Source organism: Bradyrhizobium erythrophlei, from assembly GCF_042430365.1.
GTDB classification, from domain to species: Bacteria; Pseudomonadota; Alphaproteobacteria; order Rhizobiales; family Xanthobacteraceae; genus Bradyrhizobium; species Bradyrhizobium erythrophlei.
The window spans coordinates 110099-125759 of record NZ_JBHMET010000274.1; the positions used below are offsets into that span (position 1 = coordinate 110099).

14 protein-coding genes are annotated in these 15661 nt (G+C 63.4%); 6 read left to right on the forward strand and 8 right to left on the reverse strand.

The window, feature by feature from the left end; translation table 11 throughout:
- Positions 1 to 172: 172 nt before the first annotated feature.
- The 5 genes from ACFFWD_RS42495 (at position 173) to ACFFWD_RS42515 (ending at position 7302) form a co-directional block, all read left to right on the forward strand.
- Positions 173 to 1360, forward strand: coding sequence for an efflux RND transporter periplasmic adaptor subunit (locus ACFFWD_RS42495; protein WP_376975384.1), 1188 nt, complete (start codon positions 173 to 175; stop codon positions 1358 to 1360).
- A 56-nt stretch (positions 1361 to 1416) separates the two neighbouring features.
- Positions 1417 to 4668, forward strand: a complete 3252-nt coding sequence (locus ACFFWD_RS42500) for an efflux RND transporter permease subunit (RefSeq protein ID WP_376975385.1) — start codon at positions 1417 to 1419, stop codon at positions 4666 to 4668.
- A gap of 11 nt (positions 4669 to 4679) precedes the next feature.
- Complete coding sequence (locus tag ACFFWD_RS42505; protein WP_376975386.1) at positions 4680 to 6275, forward strand: efflux transporter outer membrane subunit; 1596 nt, start codon at positions 4680 to 4682, stop codon at positions 6273 to 6275.
- A 321-nt stretch (positions 6276 to 6596) separates the two neighbouring features.
- The gene (locus ACFFWD_RS42510) at positions 6597 to 6929 is read left to right on the forward strand and encodes a hypothetical protein (protein WP_376975387.1); all 333 of its coding nucleotides are present in this window, start codon (positions 6597 to 6599) and stop codon (positions 6927 to 6929) included.
- A gap of 70 nt (positions 6930 to 6999) precedes the next feature.
- Positions 7000 to 7302, forward strand: a complete 303-nt coding sequence (locus tag ACFFWD_RS42515) for a hypothetical protein (RefSeq protein ID WP_376975388.1) — start codon at positions 7000 to 7002, stop codon at positions 7300 to 7302.
- A gap of 51 nt (positions 7303 to 7353) precedes the next feature.
- On the opposite strand, the gene ACFFWD_RS42520 is transcribed toward ACFFWD_RS42515, so the two are convergent.
- The 3 genes from ACFFWD_RS42520 to ACFFWD_RS42530 form a co-directional block, all read right to left on the reverse strand.
- Positions 7354 to 7626 (reverse strand): hypothetical protein, encoded by a 273-nt coding sequence (locus tag ACFFWD_RS42520; RefSeq protein WP_376975389.1) that lies wholly within the window; start codon positions 7624 to 7626, stop codon positions 7354 to 7356.
- 240 nt (positions 7627 to 7866) lie between these two features.
- Positions 7867 to 8958 (reverse strand): TRAP transporter substrate-binding protein, encoded by a 1092-nt coding sequence (locus ACFFWD_RS42525; protein WP_376975390.1) that lies wholly within the window; start codon positions 8956 to 8958, stop codon positions 7867 to 7869.
- 242 nt (positions 8959 to 9200) lie between these two features.
- Positions 9201 to 10289 carry a TRAP transporter substrate-binding protein gene (locus ACFFWD_RS42530; RefSeq protein WP_376975392.1) on the reverse strand — a complete coding sequence of 363 codons (1089 nt, stop codon included), beginning with the start codon at positions 10287 to 10289 and terminating at the stop codon, positions 9201 to 9203.
- Between the two features lie 286 nt (positions 10290 to 10575).
- Between ACFFWD_RS42530 and ACFFWD_RS42535 the strand changes: the two genes are divergently transcribed.
- Positions 10576 to 11238 (forward strand): hypothetical protein, encoded by a 663-nt coding sequence (locus ACFFWD_RS42535; protein WP_376975393.1) that lies wholly within the window; start codon positions 10576 to 10578, stop codon positions 11236 to 11238.
- 97 nt (positions 11239 to 11335) lie between these two features.
- Here the strand turns inward: ACFFWD_RS42535 and ACFFWD_RS42540 are convergent, their stop codons facing one another.
- From ACFFWD_RS42540 to ACFFWD_RS42560, 5 genes are all read right to left on the reverse strand, one after another.
- Complete coding sequence (locus ACFFWD_RS42540) at positions 11336 to 13111, reverse strand: alkaline phosphatase family protein (RefSeq protein ID WP_376975394.1); 1776 nt, start codon at positions 13109 to 13111, stop codon at positions 11336 to 11338.
- 93 nt (positions 13112 to 13204) lie between these two features.
- On the reverse strand, positions 13205 to 13585 hold the full coding sequence (locus ACFFWD_RS42545; protein WP_376975395.1) for a P-loop NTPase: 381 nt from the start codon (positions 13583 to 13585) through the stop codon (positions 13205 to 13207).
- Entirely contained in the window at positions 13491 to 13772 is a 282-nt protein-coding gene (locus ACFFWD_RS42550) for a hypothetical protein (protein WP_376975396.1), read from the reverse strand. Before ACFFWD_RS42550 ends, ACFFWD_RS42545 begins: the two co-directional genes overlap by 95 nt.
- Positions 13773 to 13906: 134 nt before the next feature.
- Entirely contained in the window at positions 13907 to 15040 is a 1134-nt protein-coding gene (locus ACFFWD_RS42555; RefSeq protein ID WP_376975397.1) for an Mrp/NBP35 family ATP-binding protein, read from the reverse strand.
- Positions 15041 to 15165: 125 nt separating this feature from the next.
- A complete protein-coding gene (locus tag ACFFWD_RS42560; RefSeq protein ID WP_376975398.1) occupies positions 15166 to 15603 on the reverse strand; it encodes a VOC family protein in 438 nt (145 codons plus the stop codon).
- Positions 15604 to 15661: the final 58 nt, after the last annotated feature.

The following is a 15661-nucleotide window of genomic DNA, read 5'->3' on the forward strand; positions in this document are numbered from 1 at the left end:
AAATTCGTTCGCTGGCCGCGCCGTTATGTGACCCCTTGTAAGGCTGGCGTCAGCCCGGCCTGATAACAGGGGGCGTTCCTTCCGGGGATCGACGTCACGGCTCACCGCGCGACCTCGCTTCCTGCACAAACTCTCCATGCGGCGACGAATCGGGCGGGCGATGTCATTTCACATGAAGTACGCAGGCTATGCGGCGACACCCGTATTGATCGGGCTTCTGGCCGGCGCGTGGCTGTTGACGCGCGCCGATGGCCTCGACAGCGCCAGGGCGTCCCAGCCCGCGGCGGCACGGGACGTCAATGTCGAGCAGCAATATGTCGAACTCAACGACAAGCAGGCCACGACGCTGAAGATCATGGCCGCCGAACAGCGCTCCTTCAGGACGCTGAAGAACGCGGTCGGCTCGATCGATTTCAACCAGAACATGCTGGTGCAGGCCTTTACGACCAATCCGGGCCGGATCGTCGACACATTCTTCAACGTCGGCGACGAGGTGAAGGCCGGCGACACGCTGTTCACGATCGACAGCCCGGACCTGGTTCAGGCGGAATCGTCCCTGCTGGCTGCGGCCGGCGTGCTCGAATTGCAGACGAGAACGCTGGCGCGGGTCAGGCAACTCCTGAAGACCGGCGGCGGTGCGCAGAAGGACGTCGACCAGGCCACCTCGGACCAGCAGACCGCGGAGGGCAATTACAAGGCGGCGCGCAACGCGGTGCGCATCTTCGGCAAGAGCGACGAGGAGATCGACCGGATCGTCGCCGACCGCAAGGTGGATTCCATCTTGGTCGTCCCGAGCCCGATCTCGGGGCGGATCATCGCGCGCAACGCCGCGACCGGTCTCTACGTGCAGCCGGGCAACGCGCCGGCGCCCTATTCGCTGGCCGACCTCTCGACCATGTGGATGGTCGCCAACGTGATCGAGACCGACGCACCTGCCTACCGGATCGGTCAGCCGGTGGAAGTCCGCGTGCCGGCCTATCCCGCCGAGGTGTTTCGCGGACGCGTGACAACGCTCGGTCTCAACATCGATCCGAACTCGCACCGCCAGCTCGTGCGCTCCGTCATCGACGATCCCCAGCGCAAGCTGCGCGCCGGGATGCTGGCGAGCTTCACCATCGAAACCGAACCCCCGAAGCTGTCGGTCGGCGTGCCTTCGGAAGCCATCGTGCGCGAGGGCGACGGAACGATGACGGTGTGGGTCACCAGCGACGGCCGTCGCTTCGACCGGCGGTCGGTGAAGGTCGGGATGGAGCAGGACGGCTGGCGCCAGATCCTTGACGGCCTCGCCGCAGGCGAAAAGGTCGCGTCAACAGGCGCGATCTTCCTCAGCAACAAGTTCGCCAACGCGGCCACGGGCTAGCCGCCGCGCGCGATCCCGGCGACGTCCCGCCGCCGCTCCAGAGCAAGTACAGCACCTTGGTCAAAAGCATCCTTCAGTTCGGCCTGACCCGCAGTGCCATCATCGTGCTGGGCCTCGTGGTGTTCTGCGCCGCCGGCCTCGCCGCGTTCACTCGCCTGAACATCGAGGCCTATCCGAACCCGGCGCCGGTGATCCTGGAGATTACGGCGCAGGCTCCCGGGCTCTCCGCCGAGGAGATGGAGAAATACTACACGGTGCCGATGGAGGTCGGGCTCTACCCGACGCCTGGCGTGGTCAACATCCGCTCGACGTCGTTCTACGGCCTGTCGTTCGTGCGGGTCACGTTCCGGTACGGCGTCGACTACTATTTCGCGCTCACCCAGGCCGCCAACAGCATCACGCAGAACATTCAGCTTCCGAACAACCTGGTCCCGACCATCCAGCAGTCGAGCCTGGTCGGCGAGATCTACCGCTACCGGCTCGTCGGGCCGCCGAATTTCGGCCTGACCAATCTCAGGACACTGCAGGACTACGTGGTCACCCGCCGCCTGATGACGATCCCGGGCGTGGTGCAGATCAATGCCTGGGGCGGCACCACCAAGCAGTTCAACGTCGACGCCGACCTGCAAAAGCTCGAGGCCTACAACATCACGGTGCCGCAGCTGGTCAGCGCGCTCGGCAACTCCAACGTCAATGTCGGAGGCCGCGAGATCTCGATCGGCCAGCAGTCCGTCAACATCCGCGGCATCGGCCTGATCAATTCCGGCGGCGATGACGACATCACCAAGGGCTACAAGGTCCAGGACATCGAGAACATCGTCCTCGCCCAGTCGAACGGCCTGCCGATCCAGATCAAGAACGTCGCGAAAGTCTCTGTCGGCTATGTGCCGCGGCTCGGCATCGCGGGCAAGGACAAGGACGACGATGTCGCCGCCGCGATCGTCGTGATGGGGCGCACCCAGCACACCAACGACATCATTCCGAAGGTCAAGGAAGAGGTAGCAAAGATCAACAGCGACGGCACCCTGCCCCCGGGCGTCAAGATCGTTCCCTATTACGATCGCAGCTCGCTGGTCAGCGTCACCACGCACACGGTGCTGCACAATCTGGTGTTCGGCTGCCTCCTGGTGTTCGTGATCCAGTGGGTGTTCCTCGGCGACCTGCGCAGCGCGCTGATCGTCAGCGCCAACATCCCGTTCGCGCTGTTCTTCGCCATCATCATCCTGGTGCTGCAGGGCGAGGACGCCAACCTGCTGTCGCTCGGCGCGGTCGATTTCGGCATCATCGTCGATTCCGCCGTCATCATGATGGAAAACATCTTCCGCAACTTCCAGTCCAGTCCCGAGAACCGCCTGCGCGTGCTGCAGCACCTCGCGGCAGGCTATTGGGGTCCCGATCCGACCGCCCCGACACCGGGGCAGGCCTCAGCACCTGGGTGGACCGAACGCCTGCGCATGATCTTCGTCAGCGCGCTGCAGGTCGACAAGGCGGTGTTCTTCACCGCGGCGATCACCGTCACCGCCTTCGTGCCGCTGTTCACCATGCAGGGCGTCGAGGGCCAGATCTTCGGCCCGATGGCCCGCACCTATGGCTATGCGCTGGCCGGCGCGCTGCTCGCGACGTTCACGGTGACGCCGGTGCTGGCGTCGCTACTGCTGCCGAAGCACATCGAGGAAACCGAGACCGTCATCGTGCGCTGGCTGCGCAGGAGCTACACGCCGGTGCTGCGCTGGTCGCTTGCGAATGTGAAGGTCGCGGTACTGGCCGGCGTCATCTTCCTCGGCCTCAGCACGCTGGCGGCGAGCCGGCTCGGCAGCGAGTTCCTGCCCGCGCTCGAGGAAGGCAATTTCTGGATCCGCGCCTCGATGCCGCCGACCATCTCGCTCGATGCCGGCACCGAGCCGACGCGCAAGATGCGCGAGATCCTGCTGCGTCACCCCGAGATCATCACGGTGGTCTCGCAGCACGGCCGTCCCGACAATGGCAGCGACGCCTCGGCGTTCTCCAATGTCGAGCTGTTCGCTCCGATCAAGCCGTTCGACCAATGGCCTCCCGGCCTGACCAAGGAGAAGCTCACCGAGGAGTTGCAGAAGGAGTTCGATGAGGAGATGCCGGGCGTCACCTTCAACTTCTCGCAATACATCCAGGACAACGTCGAAGAGGCGCTGTCGGGGGTGAAGGGCGCGAACTCGGTCAAGATCATCGGCCCGAACCTCGACGTGCTCGAACAACTCGCAGGCAAGGTCGCGCAGGAAATGGCCAAGATTCGCGGCGTCGCCGATCTCGGCATCTTCCATCTCGTCGGGCAGCCCAACCTTAACATCAGGGTCAACCGCGAGAAGACCGCGCGCTACGGTCTCAATACCGGCGACGTGACCACCGTCGTGCAGGCGGCGCTCGGCGGCACCAACGCTACGACGGTGCTGGAGGCTGATCGGCAGTTCGGCGTCTCAGTGCGGCTCGACCCGAAATTCCGCAAGAGCATCGACGCAGTCCGCGAGATCAAGGTCGCCTACTCGACGCCATCGGGCACCAACGCCTATATCCCACTCAGTGAGCTCGCTGACATCTCGCTCGATACCGGCGCGTCGTTCATCTATCGCGAGCGCAGCCAGCGTTATATCCCGATCAAGTTCAGCGTGCGCGGCCGCGATCTGGGCAGCACGGTGGCGGAGGCACAGGCACGCGTCGCAGCGGCCGTGCAGCTCCCCACCGGTTATCGGATGATCTGGTCCGGCGAGTTCGACAATCTCGAGGCCGCCAAGGCCCGCCTGATGATCGTGGTGCCGGTGACACTGCTGCTGATCTTCGTGCTGCTCTACAGCCTATTCAACTCGGTGCGCGACAGTCTGCTGGCGCTGGCCGGCATCCCTTTCGCGGTCGGCGGCGGGTTGATCGCGCTGTTCCTGGCCGGGCTCGATTTCTCGATCTCGGCAGCGATCGGCTTCATCTCGCTGTTCGGTGTCGCTGTGATGGACGGCATCCTCAACATCACCTACTTCCGCGAGCTGCGGGCCTCAGGCCTGAGCATCGCGGAGGCCGTGTTCAACGGTGCCGAGCAGCGCATGCGCCCGATGCTGATGACCGCGCTCTCCGCCGGCGTCGGCCTGTTCCCGGCTGCGCTCTCGCATGGTATCGGCAGCCAGGTGCAGCGGCCGCTTGCGACGGTGGTGGTCGGCGGCATGTTCATCGGACCGTTGCTGCTGCTCGTGGTGGCGCCCGCCTTGCGCAAGATATTCCTGTCGCAGGAAAGGGAAGCGCCGAGCGAAGACAGCGCGGCCGAAGTGCCGCCCGAAACGGCGCATTAGGGGTGCGGCTGATGTCCGAGACCGTCGCAAGGATTGTTGTTCCACTCGCGCTGTGCAGAAGGCGCGCCCTGCGCCCGACGCTTGGCGTCGGCACCGCCGGGCTGTTGCTGGCAAGCTGCGCCGTCGGCCCGAATTTCGCGCCGCCGGCCGCTCCGGATGTCGATCGCTACACACCAGAGAAGCTATCTTCCCCGAGCACAAGCGCCGGGGGCCCGCGCGTGCCAAAGCAGCATTTCGTCAGCGGAGAGGACGTGTCTCGGCGGTGGTGGACGGCATTTCGGTCAAGGCCGCTCGACGAGTTGATCAAGATGTCAGTCGAGCACAACCCCACCCTGCAATCGGCCGAGGCATCGATCAGAATCGCGCAATACAACGCGCTGGCCCAGCGGGGGCTTTTCTTCCCGCAGATCGGCGCAAATTACACGCCCTCCCAGCAGCAAATTTCCGGCGCATCGGGTTCGGGCCCGGGTGGCCAGTCCCCGTCGGTATTTTCCCTTCATACCGCGCAATTGAACGTCAGTTTCGTGCCGGACATTTGGGGCCAGAATATTCGCGCCGTCGAGAGCCTCGACGCGATATCCGAGCAGCAACTGTTCCAGCTGGAAGCGGCCTACCTCACGCTGACTGCCAACGTCGTCAGTGCGGCGATCCAGGAAGCATCACTTCGCGGCCAGATTGCTGCGATCCAGCGCGTTGTGAAGATTGAACGCGGCATCCTGGACATCGTGAAGAACCAGTTCAACGCAGGCAGCGCCGCCCAGGTCGACGTGCTGGCGCAGGAGGCCGCGCTGGCCCAGTCCGAACAACTCCTGCCGCCGCTCGAAAAGCAGCTCGCCGTCCAGCGCGACCTCCTGACTTCGCTTGCCGGGCAATTCTCTGCGGACGAAATCCTGCAGAAGTTTACGCTCGACCGCCTGACGCTACCCGCAAATCTGCCGGTGAGCCTGCCGAGCAAGGTGATACGCCAGCGTCCAGACGTCAGGGCCGCGGAGGCGCTGCTGCACTCGACCAACGCCCTGCTCGGCGTGTCGATCGCGGCGCGGCTGCCCAACGTCACGATTACCGGAAATGCCGGAGCCGCCGGCTTCAGCCTGGCCGAGTTGTTCACGCCAGGGACCAGCTTCTATGTCATCGCGGCGAGCATGACCCAGCCGCTCTTCGATGGCCTGACGCTTTACCACAAGCAGAAGGCCGCGGAGGCCGCGGTGGACCAGGCGGACGCGCTCTATCGCCAGGCCGTCATCACGGCAATGCAGAACGTCGCCGACGCCTTGCGAAGTCTGCAGGCCGACGCGCGTGCCTTGCAAGCAGCGGTCAAGGCCGAACTCGCCGCGAAGGCCAGTCTCGACATCATTCAGAAGCAGCTTGCTCTCGGGCAGGTCAATCAGGTGGTCGTGCTCAATGCCCAGCAGGTATATCTGACGGCTGCAGTCGTCCGCGTTCAGGCCCAGGCGACACGCCTCTCGGACACCGCCGCCCTGTTCATGGCGCTTGGTGGCGGTTGGCCGACAAACTGCGCATCCGACGATTGGCGCAAATGTGCCTTGGACGACGTGCCTGCCACCTCCCCGCAGGTGGTCAGCGAAGCCGGGCCACCTGCCCGCTAACAAGCGCCATACATAGTTACTGACTGGAGGAGCCCGCGAATGAAAAACATACTCACCTTGGCGGCTATTCTCTGTACTATCTGGGCGGGATCCGCGGCCGCACAAAGCGCAGTCGGCGGTCCGAAGAAGCAAAGCGTTATTGGCGGGCCCACCGTGCAGAAAAACCCGGTGGTTCGGACAACGCAGGGTAGCGTATCAACGCTCCCATCATCGCCGCCAAAGCAATTGCCAAAGAAATAGGGGCATCGTTCCTCAATTGAGTTGGCCGCCGTGATTCACTCGAAGGATCGGTAGCCTCGCAAGCGTGACGATGAGACAAATATGAAACACACAACGCTCCTGTTTCTCATCGCTGCGGCCGCGGCCTTGATGGCATCGGAAGTCTGCGCGGCACCTGTTCACGTCACAGGGCTGTCGTCGCAACAACTCTCAAGCGTCGATCGGGTTCGGCTCGTTTGTGACCAGAACTGCCGTTGCTGGCACACACTCTATCGGCAGCGAAACCATCGCTGGAAAACCGACGATCGCGAGCGTCAGGACCCGAATTATTGTCCGGGTGGAGGGCATTTTAACGGCCATTACCGCACCGGACCGGCCACCGGATTGAGCTTCGAAAGCCGCCTTCCCGTGCGCTCATTCCCATTCCCGTTTTGATCGACGGGGCAAATGCAATGGTAGCCACTCGATACCGTGTCGGGTCAGCCCTTTGTCAAGGAAAGACGCCATGAAACGCACCGTCTTCGGTGTTGTGCCGCTAGTGGCCGCGGCATGCCTGGGCGGCCTATCGAGCGCCCAAGCATCCCCCGCCAAGCTGAATGATTGCATCGCCAGAGTTCTGCATTCCGAAGAGCTGCCTTACGCGCCGATAGGATACTGGCTTGTAAAAGTGACCTTGGAGGTCACCCCGTCGAGCGGGCCGCAATTTGTAAAAACAGTGCTCCACAACGTCCCGTGGCAGCAGTCGTCTCCAAGACGAGGCGAGACATACCGGCTGAAGTGCAGCCCGCCCAACGAGCTCGTTTACTAACCCCTTTGCTTAGGTTCAAATGGTGGGGCCCGAAACGGTCAGCGAACGCGCTTACCAGATCACCACGGCGCACAACAGCGCAAGCGGAACGGCGGCGATCCCAATGACGACCCACCTGCGCATGTCCACGGGGTCTCTGGAATAGCGAAATATCTGGACGGCTACGAAGATGCAGACCGCAGCGCCCAATACGACGCGAAGCAGTTCGTCGGGCGTATCATAGACCGACCACAACGTCTCGTTTTGCGGGTAAGCCACGCGAGCCGTTACCACGACCACCACGATCAAAAACAGCGTCCGCAGGATGAGACCCAAAATCCTCATGTCATGCCGTCATTCGCGCCGTAGGGGAATCCTAGCACGAATCAGACAAAAAGGCAGTCATCCGACCTCGGCTACCCGGCAAGACCTTGGACAAAGCCCCGGAGCTTTCGCTCCAGGACCTCGCTTGGCCGGACGGCCATGTCAGCGGGCCGGAACGGGACGCCCTCTCTCGAGCCGTCGTCCCGTTCGTTTGGCTGGGCCGTCCGCTCCGAAGGCCGATCCCCACTTTCCGGATCAGGCTCACGCCTGGGAGTGGCGCGCCATGAAATTGTCGTAGCCGACCTCGGCAACCTGGAACCATTGATAGCCGTTGTTAGAGAACGACGTCAGCGAGTCATAGACCTTCTTGAAGTTGGCATTGGTTGCGGAAACCTCGGCATGCAGCTCCTTCGCCGCTTTGAAGGAGGCTTCCATCACCGGCGCCGGGAACGGACGCAGCTTGGTGCCACTGGCGAGCAGCTTCTTCAGCGCCATCGGGTTGGCCTGATCGTACCTCGCCATCATCCAGCTGTTGGAGAGATGCCCGGCCTGCTCGAGCACGCTCTGATAGTATTTCGGCAGCGCATGCCATTTGTCGAGATTGACGATTGCAAGCAGTATCGGGCCGCCTTCCCACCAGCCTGGGAAGTAGTAGTGCGGCGCGACCTTGTAGAAGCCGAGCTTCTCGTCATCGTACGGACCGACCCACTCCGCACCGTCAATCGTGCCTTTTTCCAGCGCAGGATAGATGTCGCCGCCGGCGAGCTGCTGCGGGACACAGCCCAGCTTCTGCAGCACGCGCCCGGCAAAGCCGCCGATGCGGAATTTAAGTCCCTTGAGATCGTCGACCGTGTTGATCTCCTTGCGGAACCAGCCGCCCATCTGGCAACCGGTGTTGCCGGCAAGCAGCGAGGTGACGTTGTAGCTCTTGTAGAACTCGTTGAGCAGTTCCCTGCCGCCGCCGAGCAGATACCAAGCCTGGTTGATGCGCTGGTTGGGACCGAACGGGACCGCCGAGCCGAAGGTGAAGGTCGGATCCTTGCCGAAGTAGTAGTAGGACGCGGTGTGGCCCATTTCCACGGTGGCGCTCTGCACGGCGTCGAGCACCTGCAGGCCCGGCACGATTTCGCCCGCGGAGAAGACCTGAATCTGGAATTTGTTGTCGGTGGCCTCGGCAACCGCCTTCGCCATCAACTCGGCACCGCCGTAGAGCGTGTCGAGCGACTTCGGCCAGCTTGCCGTCATCCGCCACTTGATCTCCGGCATCGACTGCGCGATTGCCGGCGCGGCCAAGGTCGCGGCGGCGCCTGCCGCGCCGATCCCGGTGACCTTGATAAAATCTCGTCGTTTCATTGAATCCTCCCAATTGATTGTGTTGCCCCTGCGAGGCTTGGCGCCTTCTCGTTCGAGCTTCGGGTCGAGCATGAAACAACCGGTTCCCGAACACCAGACACAAAAAGCCCGGCCTCCTCTCGGAGACCGGGCTACTTAAGTCGAAGGCTTCGGTTCAGAACCGAAGCCTTGGATTCCTATTTTGAGGCGCTTTCTTCACGCGAACCGGGATCCACCTCGCTCGAAAACGCTATGGTGGCCGATCAGCCGCGGGTGCGCGAGCGGATCATGAAGCTGTCGAAGGTGTATTCGGCGACCTGCCACCACAGATACTGGTCGGAGCGGTAGGCCTGCATGGCGTCGATCGACTTCTTGAAGTCGGCGTTCTTGGCCGAGATCTCGGCCCACAGCTCGTTGGTGGCCTTGAGGCAGGCCTCGAGCACTTCGTTGGTGAACGGACGGAGCTGGGTGCCGCCGGCAACCAGCCGCTTCAGCGCCGACGGGTTCTGCATGTCGTAGCGCGCATTCATCCAGCTGTTGGCGTTGGCGCAGGCATTGGTCAGGATCGCCTGATAGCTCTTCGGCAGCGCGTTCCACTTCTCCAGGTTGACGAAGGAGTGCACCATCGGGCCGCCTTCCCAGAAGCCCGGATAGTAGTAGTACTTGGCGACCTTCTGGAAGCCGAGCTTCTCATCGTCATAGGGGCCGACCCACTCGGCGGCGTCGATGGTGCCCTTTTCCAGCGCCGGATAGATGTCGCCGCCGGCGAGCTGCTGCGGCACCACGCCGACCTTCTGCAGGACCTGACCGGCAATGCCGCCGATGCGGAATTTGAGGCCGGAGAGATCGGCGACCGTCTTGATCTCCTTGCGGAACCAGCCGCCCATCTGGGTGCCGGTGTTGCCGGTCGGGAAGCCGATCACGCCGAACTTCTTGAAGAACTCGTTGCCGAGTGCCTCACCGCCGCCCTGGTACCACCAGGAGTTCTGCTGGCGGGCGTTGAGACCGAACGGGACCGAGGCGTAGATCGCAAAGGTCGGGTCCTTGCCGACATAGTAGTAGGCGACCGTGTGCGACATTTCGACGGTGCCGTTGGAGGTCGCGTCCAGCGCCTGCAGGCCGGGCACGATTTCACCGGCCGCGAACACCTGGATCTGGAACTTGTTGTCGGTCATTTCGGCGACGTATTTCGCGACCTGCTCGGCGCCGCCATAGATGGTGTCAAGCGACTTCGGGAAGCTCGACGTCAGGCGCCACTTGACCTCGGGAGACGACTGCGCAATCGCCGGCGCAGCAACGGCTGTCGCGGCAGCACCCGCCGCTGAAACTTTCAAAAAATCACGACGCTTCATTTTAAGGCTTCTCCTTGCGGGGCGTTTCCCAGTGGCGGCAAGCATCTCCTCGGCGGGACGAACTCACAGGCCACCGGGGCGCTCTGGCCGGCCCTTTATCACGGAAGTTGCCGGCCGGAAACGCGACAATGGCATGACTGCGCCCATTAAACGAAAGTCTGATGCCTCGGGATTCGGCCTGACCGGGCACAATTGACGTCCGTCCTGCGCGCGAAAACAAGCGTCTCCCGCGATTTCGTACAGTTGTCATGGTCCGGTTCAATAACGGACGGCGGGGAGGCAAATGATGCTGAGGCTGGCGGTGGGTATCGTGTTTCTGGCGTTACCGCCGCACGATGTCCCGGCGCAGACCTTTCCTGTCGCCGATGCGCTGTCCGAGGATACATTCTCGATCGAGTCATCAGCCGCGCCTGCCATCCGGGAGCAATCTGTCGCACCCGAGGACGCCATCAGAGCTCCCGCGACCGCCGCGCCGATCCAGGAGCGCGAGCTGCGCGGCAACCCAATATGGGCAGTCCCGCTCACGGCATTGTCCAGCACACGCGACCGGCCAATCTTCTCGTCGTCGCGGCGACCGCCGGTCCCTGCTGTCGCGGCGGCTCCGGTCGCGAAGGCCGTCGCCCCTGCGCCAAAACCACCCGAGCCCGAACGTCCGCAGCTCGCCTTGGTCGGTACCATTGCAACCAGCGGCACGAGCTTCGGGATTTTCCTGAACCCATCGACCAAGACCGACGTTCGGCTGAAGACGGGTGACTACTATCAGGGCTGGAGGCTGGCATCGGTTCACGGCCGAGAAGCAACCCTGGAGAAGGATCAAGAGACCGTCACGCTCGCCCTGCCGCTGCCTGGAGCCGGGCCGCCGGCCGGCAACGTCCCGCCGCCGCCTTCGAACGCCAGCCGGCTATTGTCGGCAGTGACGCCTGTGCGGCGCGAGAGATCCGGCCACTAGATTAGAGCTTCGATTCCGATTGAATCAGAATCAAAGCTCGAGAAACGCGAAACCGAGGAGCACGGGCCCCTCGGTCGTAGCTCAACGATCGCGGCGCTCAGCGGTCCCAACGCCCTTCCTGACGATTGTCCCACAGGCCCGGCAGCACCGGCGTGCGCTCGACCCGCACGGAATTGAGCGCTTCGGGTTCGATGTGGAGCGCTTGCAGGATCGTCGGTGCAACCTGCGAGGTCGCGACCGGCGTTTTGAGCGTGACTGCCGGAAAGCGCGGATTGGAAACAAGCAGCGCGACGTTGGTGTCGCCGAAACTGAATCCGCCGTGCTCGGCGTTCTTCTTGCCCGACGTCGTATAGACGGTGCCGTAGGCCGGCTGCACGATGATATCGGGAGTGCGACTATCAAGCGCCGGATCATTGAACTTGAGCTTCAGGTCGTCCCCGCCGATCACCTCATCAATGAACAAGGCCTTGGCGTTGGCGTTCAGATAATCAATAGCCGCCTGGGTCTTGGTTTGATCCTGCAGCCAGATCAGCGCGACGTCGTCATCCTGGACAAATCCACACGGACCCGTTGAGCAGGCATTGGCGCTCGCGATGGCCTGTGCCCCCGGATTGGTTGCGGCATCCGGCAGCGCGGCAACGAGGTCGGCGAAATGGCCCGGCTTGTTGACCTTGGCCGGGTTGATCGGCGACTGGCCGTGCTTGGCACTGACAATGAACAGTGTCGACTCGTACAGGCCGCGGTTCTTGAGCGCCTGGATCATGCTGCCCAGGGCTTCGTCGGTCTTCTGCAAGCCAAAGGCGAGCACCGCGCTTGGCGTCCCGGCGCCGTCGACGTAGCCGCCGGGCTGGCCCGAGTGAGTGCTCTGCCCGCAACTGCCGTCCCTGTTATCCTTGGACAGCTTCTGCCCGACGCTCACCGCCTGGAAGTTCATTCCAAACAGCTTCGGCGCGCCGCCGGCAGGCTGGCCATCGTGCGTGAAGCCGCCGATCTCCTTCAATATGGCCGCGACCTTCAACTGGTCGTTCGCAACCGTGCAATCGACGCCGACGGTGGCGTCGAAACCGTTCACGTTGGTGATTTCCGGCGTGTAGAGATCATCCACGCCCCTGCCCGACGGACCGTTGACGAGATCGTAGGCCGGGTGCTTGTCCGCCCACGCCGTGCGGCCACCCTTGCTCTTGACGACTTCGAAGATCGTATTGGTGCGGATGGCGTTGTGGGGATAGACCGGGACGCACTGGCCGAGCGCGTTGCGTCCGCGCGGCAGCGCCTTCGGATCGATGACATTCTGGGAGACGTTGTTACTGTTGTATTTGTCGATGCTCTCGTCGAACACCATCATGTTGCCGGCCTTGCCCTGGCAGGTCGTGTTGCCGGGGTCAAACAGGGTGCGGTCATAGCTGACGTCATAGAACAGGCCGTGGGAGATCGGCGATCCACCCGTCACCAGCGCGAGCAGGCCGGGAAACGAATCGGAATTGGCCGGTGTCCGGGCGTTGCTGTAGGTGATGCCGTGACGGGACAACTCGGCCAGGGCGGAGTTCGGGTGTCCTTCGACATAGCGCGCAACGTCGAGCGCATGCAAACCGTCCACGCTGACGAGCAGGACACGATCAATGTCGGCGGCCTGAGCCGCCGTACCCAAGGCTACGCCGGCCAGCAGCCCCAAAGCTGTCTTTCCCACGGCTATCTTTGCAAAAGTCATCGCTGTGAACCTCCTCCGATTCTTTTGTCTAGGGCGACGGAGTGTCGCAGCGCCAGATTTCACGCTGATGACTGAATGCCCGAAGACCGATCTCGAGAGAGGACTTCGATCTTGGGTCGCGAGAGGTGACGAGGCGGCGGACCGCTGTCCGCCGCAAGTATTCATGGTGCCGGAGACGCGCTGCTTCGCGAACCGGAAGTCGCCGGCTGTCCAGCGTCCGGGCAGGCTTTCGCTGAAATCACCTGGGAATGCGCCGCGTCAGGCCGCGGCAATCACGCCCTGGAGTTGCTCGCGGACCTTGCCCCCGATCGCGCGGTAAATCGCCGCGTGCAGGCCATCCGGCTCGCCTTCGACCATCGGCTGACCGGAATCCGAGGAGGTGCGGATGGCAATATCCAGCGGGATTTCGCCGGGGGACGGCACCCCCAACCGCTCGGCCTCATGGCGAGCGCCGCCATGGCCGAAGAGTCCGAGTGCGCGAGCCTCCGGCGGTGAGGAGGCGTACTGTCCCGATGCTCTCTCTATCGAGACGTTTCCGCGCCAATCAGCGCCTCGTCGTAGCCCTCGATTTCCTGGGTTGATTGGCCAAGTGTCGTCCGCGTCGGATCCAGCTCTGTGCTGTCGTGAAGCTAACGCCAAACATCTTCGCGACCGCCGCCGCAGCCTCCCCGAGCGAGTCGGATTTCTTCGCAAGGTTGAACGCCACGTGGGCTGCCGCTTCGCGCTCTTCCCGCGTGAGATGCTTGCGGCCCGCTCCTTTTGCTTCGCGTGACGAAGCCACGTTGATCGTCGCCTCACGGCCTTTCCCGCGTTTCTGCTTGGCCATAGACTCCCTCAAGCTGACGGACAGGCTGGTACGATTCGGCTATCTCTTCACAAACATACAGACCGAAAGCGGTCCAGCAACCATTCAGAGCGACAGTTCTGTGAAGAACGGCCGCCGAGGCCGGCAGAGCAGCCCTAGGCCGCGGCAATCACGCCTTGAAGCTGCTCGCGGACCTTGGCCCCGATCGCGCGGTAAATCGCCGCGTGCGGGCCGTCCGGCTCGCTCTCGACCACCGGATTGCCGGAATCGGAGGTGGTGCGGATGGCGATATCGAGCGGGATTTCACCGAGGAACGGCACTCCCAGCCGCTCGGCCTCATGGCGGGCGCCGCCATGGCCGAAAATGTCCGACCGCGTGCCGCAATGCGGGCACTGGAAGTAGCTCATATTCTCGACAATGCCGAGCACGGGCACATTGACCTTCTTGAACATCGCCAGGCCCCGCCGCGCGTCGATCAGCGACAGGTCCTGCGGCGTCGAGATGATGACGGCCCCCTTCAGCGGGACATTCTGCGCCAGCGTGAGCTGGGCGTCGCCGGTGCCGGGCGGCATGTCGACGACGAGCACGTCGAGCGTGCCCCAGGCGACGTCGCGCAGCATCTGGGTGATCGCCGACATCACCATCGGCCCGCGCCAGATCATCGCGGTGTCTTCCTCGACCAGGAAGCCGATCGACATGATCGACAGGCCGAAGCGCTGGAGCGGGATCATCTTCTTGTCGTCGTTGAGCTGCGGCTTCTCGCGGATGCCGGTCAGCCGCGGCACCGACGGTCCGTAGATATCGGCATCGAGCAGCCCGACGCGAAGCCCGAGATCGCGCAAGCCGAGCGCGAGGTTGAGCGCGGTGGTCGACTTGCCGACGCCGCCCTTGCCCGAGGCCACCGCGATGACGGCGGAGATGCCGGGAATCTCGGCCTGCCGCGCCATCGGCGAAGCGGCGCCGGGCGGCTGCGGATGGCGATGCGCTGCGGCGGGCGGGACGCCGCTGGCGGGACGCGGCGGCGGGGGCGGTGCGCTCCCCGGCTTGCGCTCGGCGGTGAGCGCAATCATCGCGACGCTGACGCCGGGAATGGCACGGACGGCGTTTTCGGCGTGCACGCGCACGCTCTCCCAGGCACGCGCCTCGGCGGCATCGACATTGATCGAGAAGAACACCTTGCCGTCGGTCACCGTGATCGCCGACAGCACATTGGCGTTGGTCAGGGCGACGCCGCGCGGCGACATCACCCTGGCAAGGCTATCGAGGACCTGTTGCTGCGTCACGCTCACCCGCGCATCTCCTGATTCAAGCGGGGCTAGATCTCCGCGCAAACGCATCGCGTTTGTCGCGCCGGAAAACCACCTTTCCGGATCAGGCCCAGGATGCGACCCATAGAGCGTTGCGGCGCAAAAGGCTACCTCGCTCCGACGTCGTCGCGCCGCTCGGCCGGGGCCGCGCCAGCCTCTTCCTTGGCGGCCTCATAGTTCAACTCGATCATGACCCCGTTGGGGTCGTTGACAAAGATCTGCCAGAGATCGCCGCCCGGAACCTGGCGGGAGTCGAATTCCATGCCCTTGGATTCCAGCCGCTTCTTCATGCCGGCAAAGCCCTGGCTTGCGAAAGCGACGTGATGAACGACGCCAGAATCCGGCTTTTGCGGCTCGTCGGTCTTGGAAATATCGACCAGATGCACCACGGCCTTGCCCTCGCTGTACATCCAGGCGCCCGGGAAGGCGAAATTCGGCCGCGCGCCCTTCTCGAGCCCGAGAATGTCCTCATAGAAGCGGACCGTATCGGCGAGATTCCGGGTCCGGATGTTGAAATGATCGAGCACACCCACGCTCACGCCCATGCGAGACACTCCCTTTTTTGTCAGGTTCTTTGGTACCCCCAGCCTAGCACAAAACCGG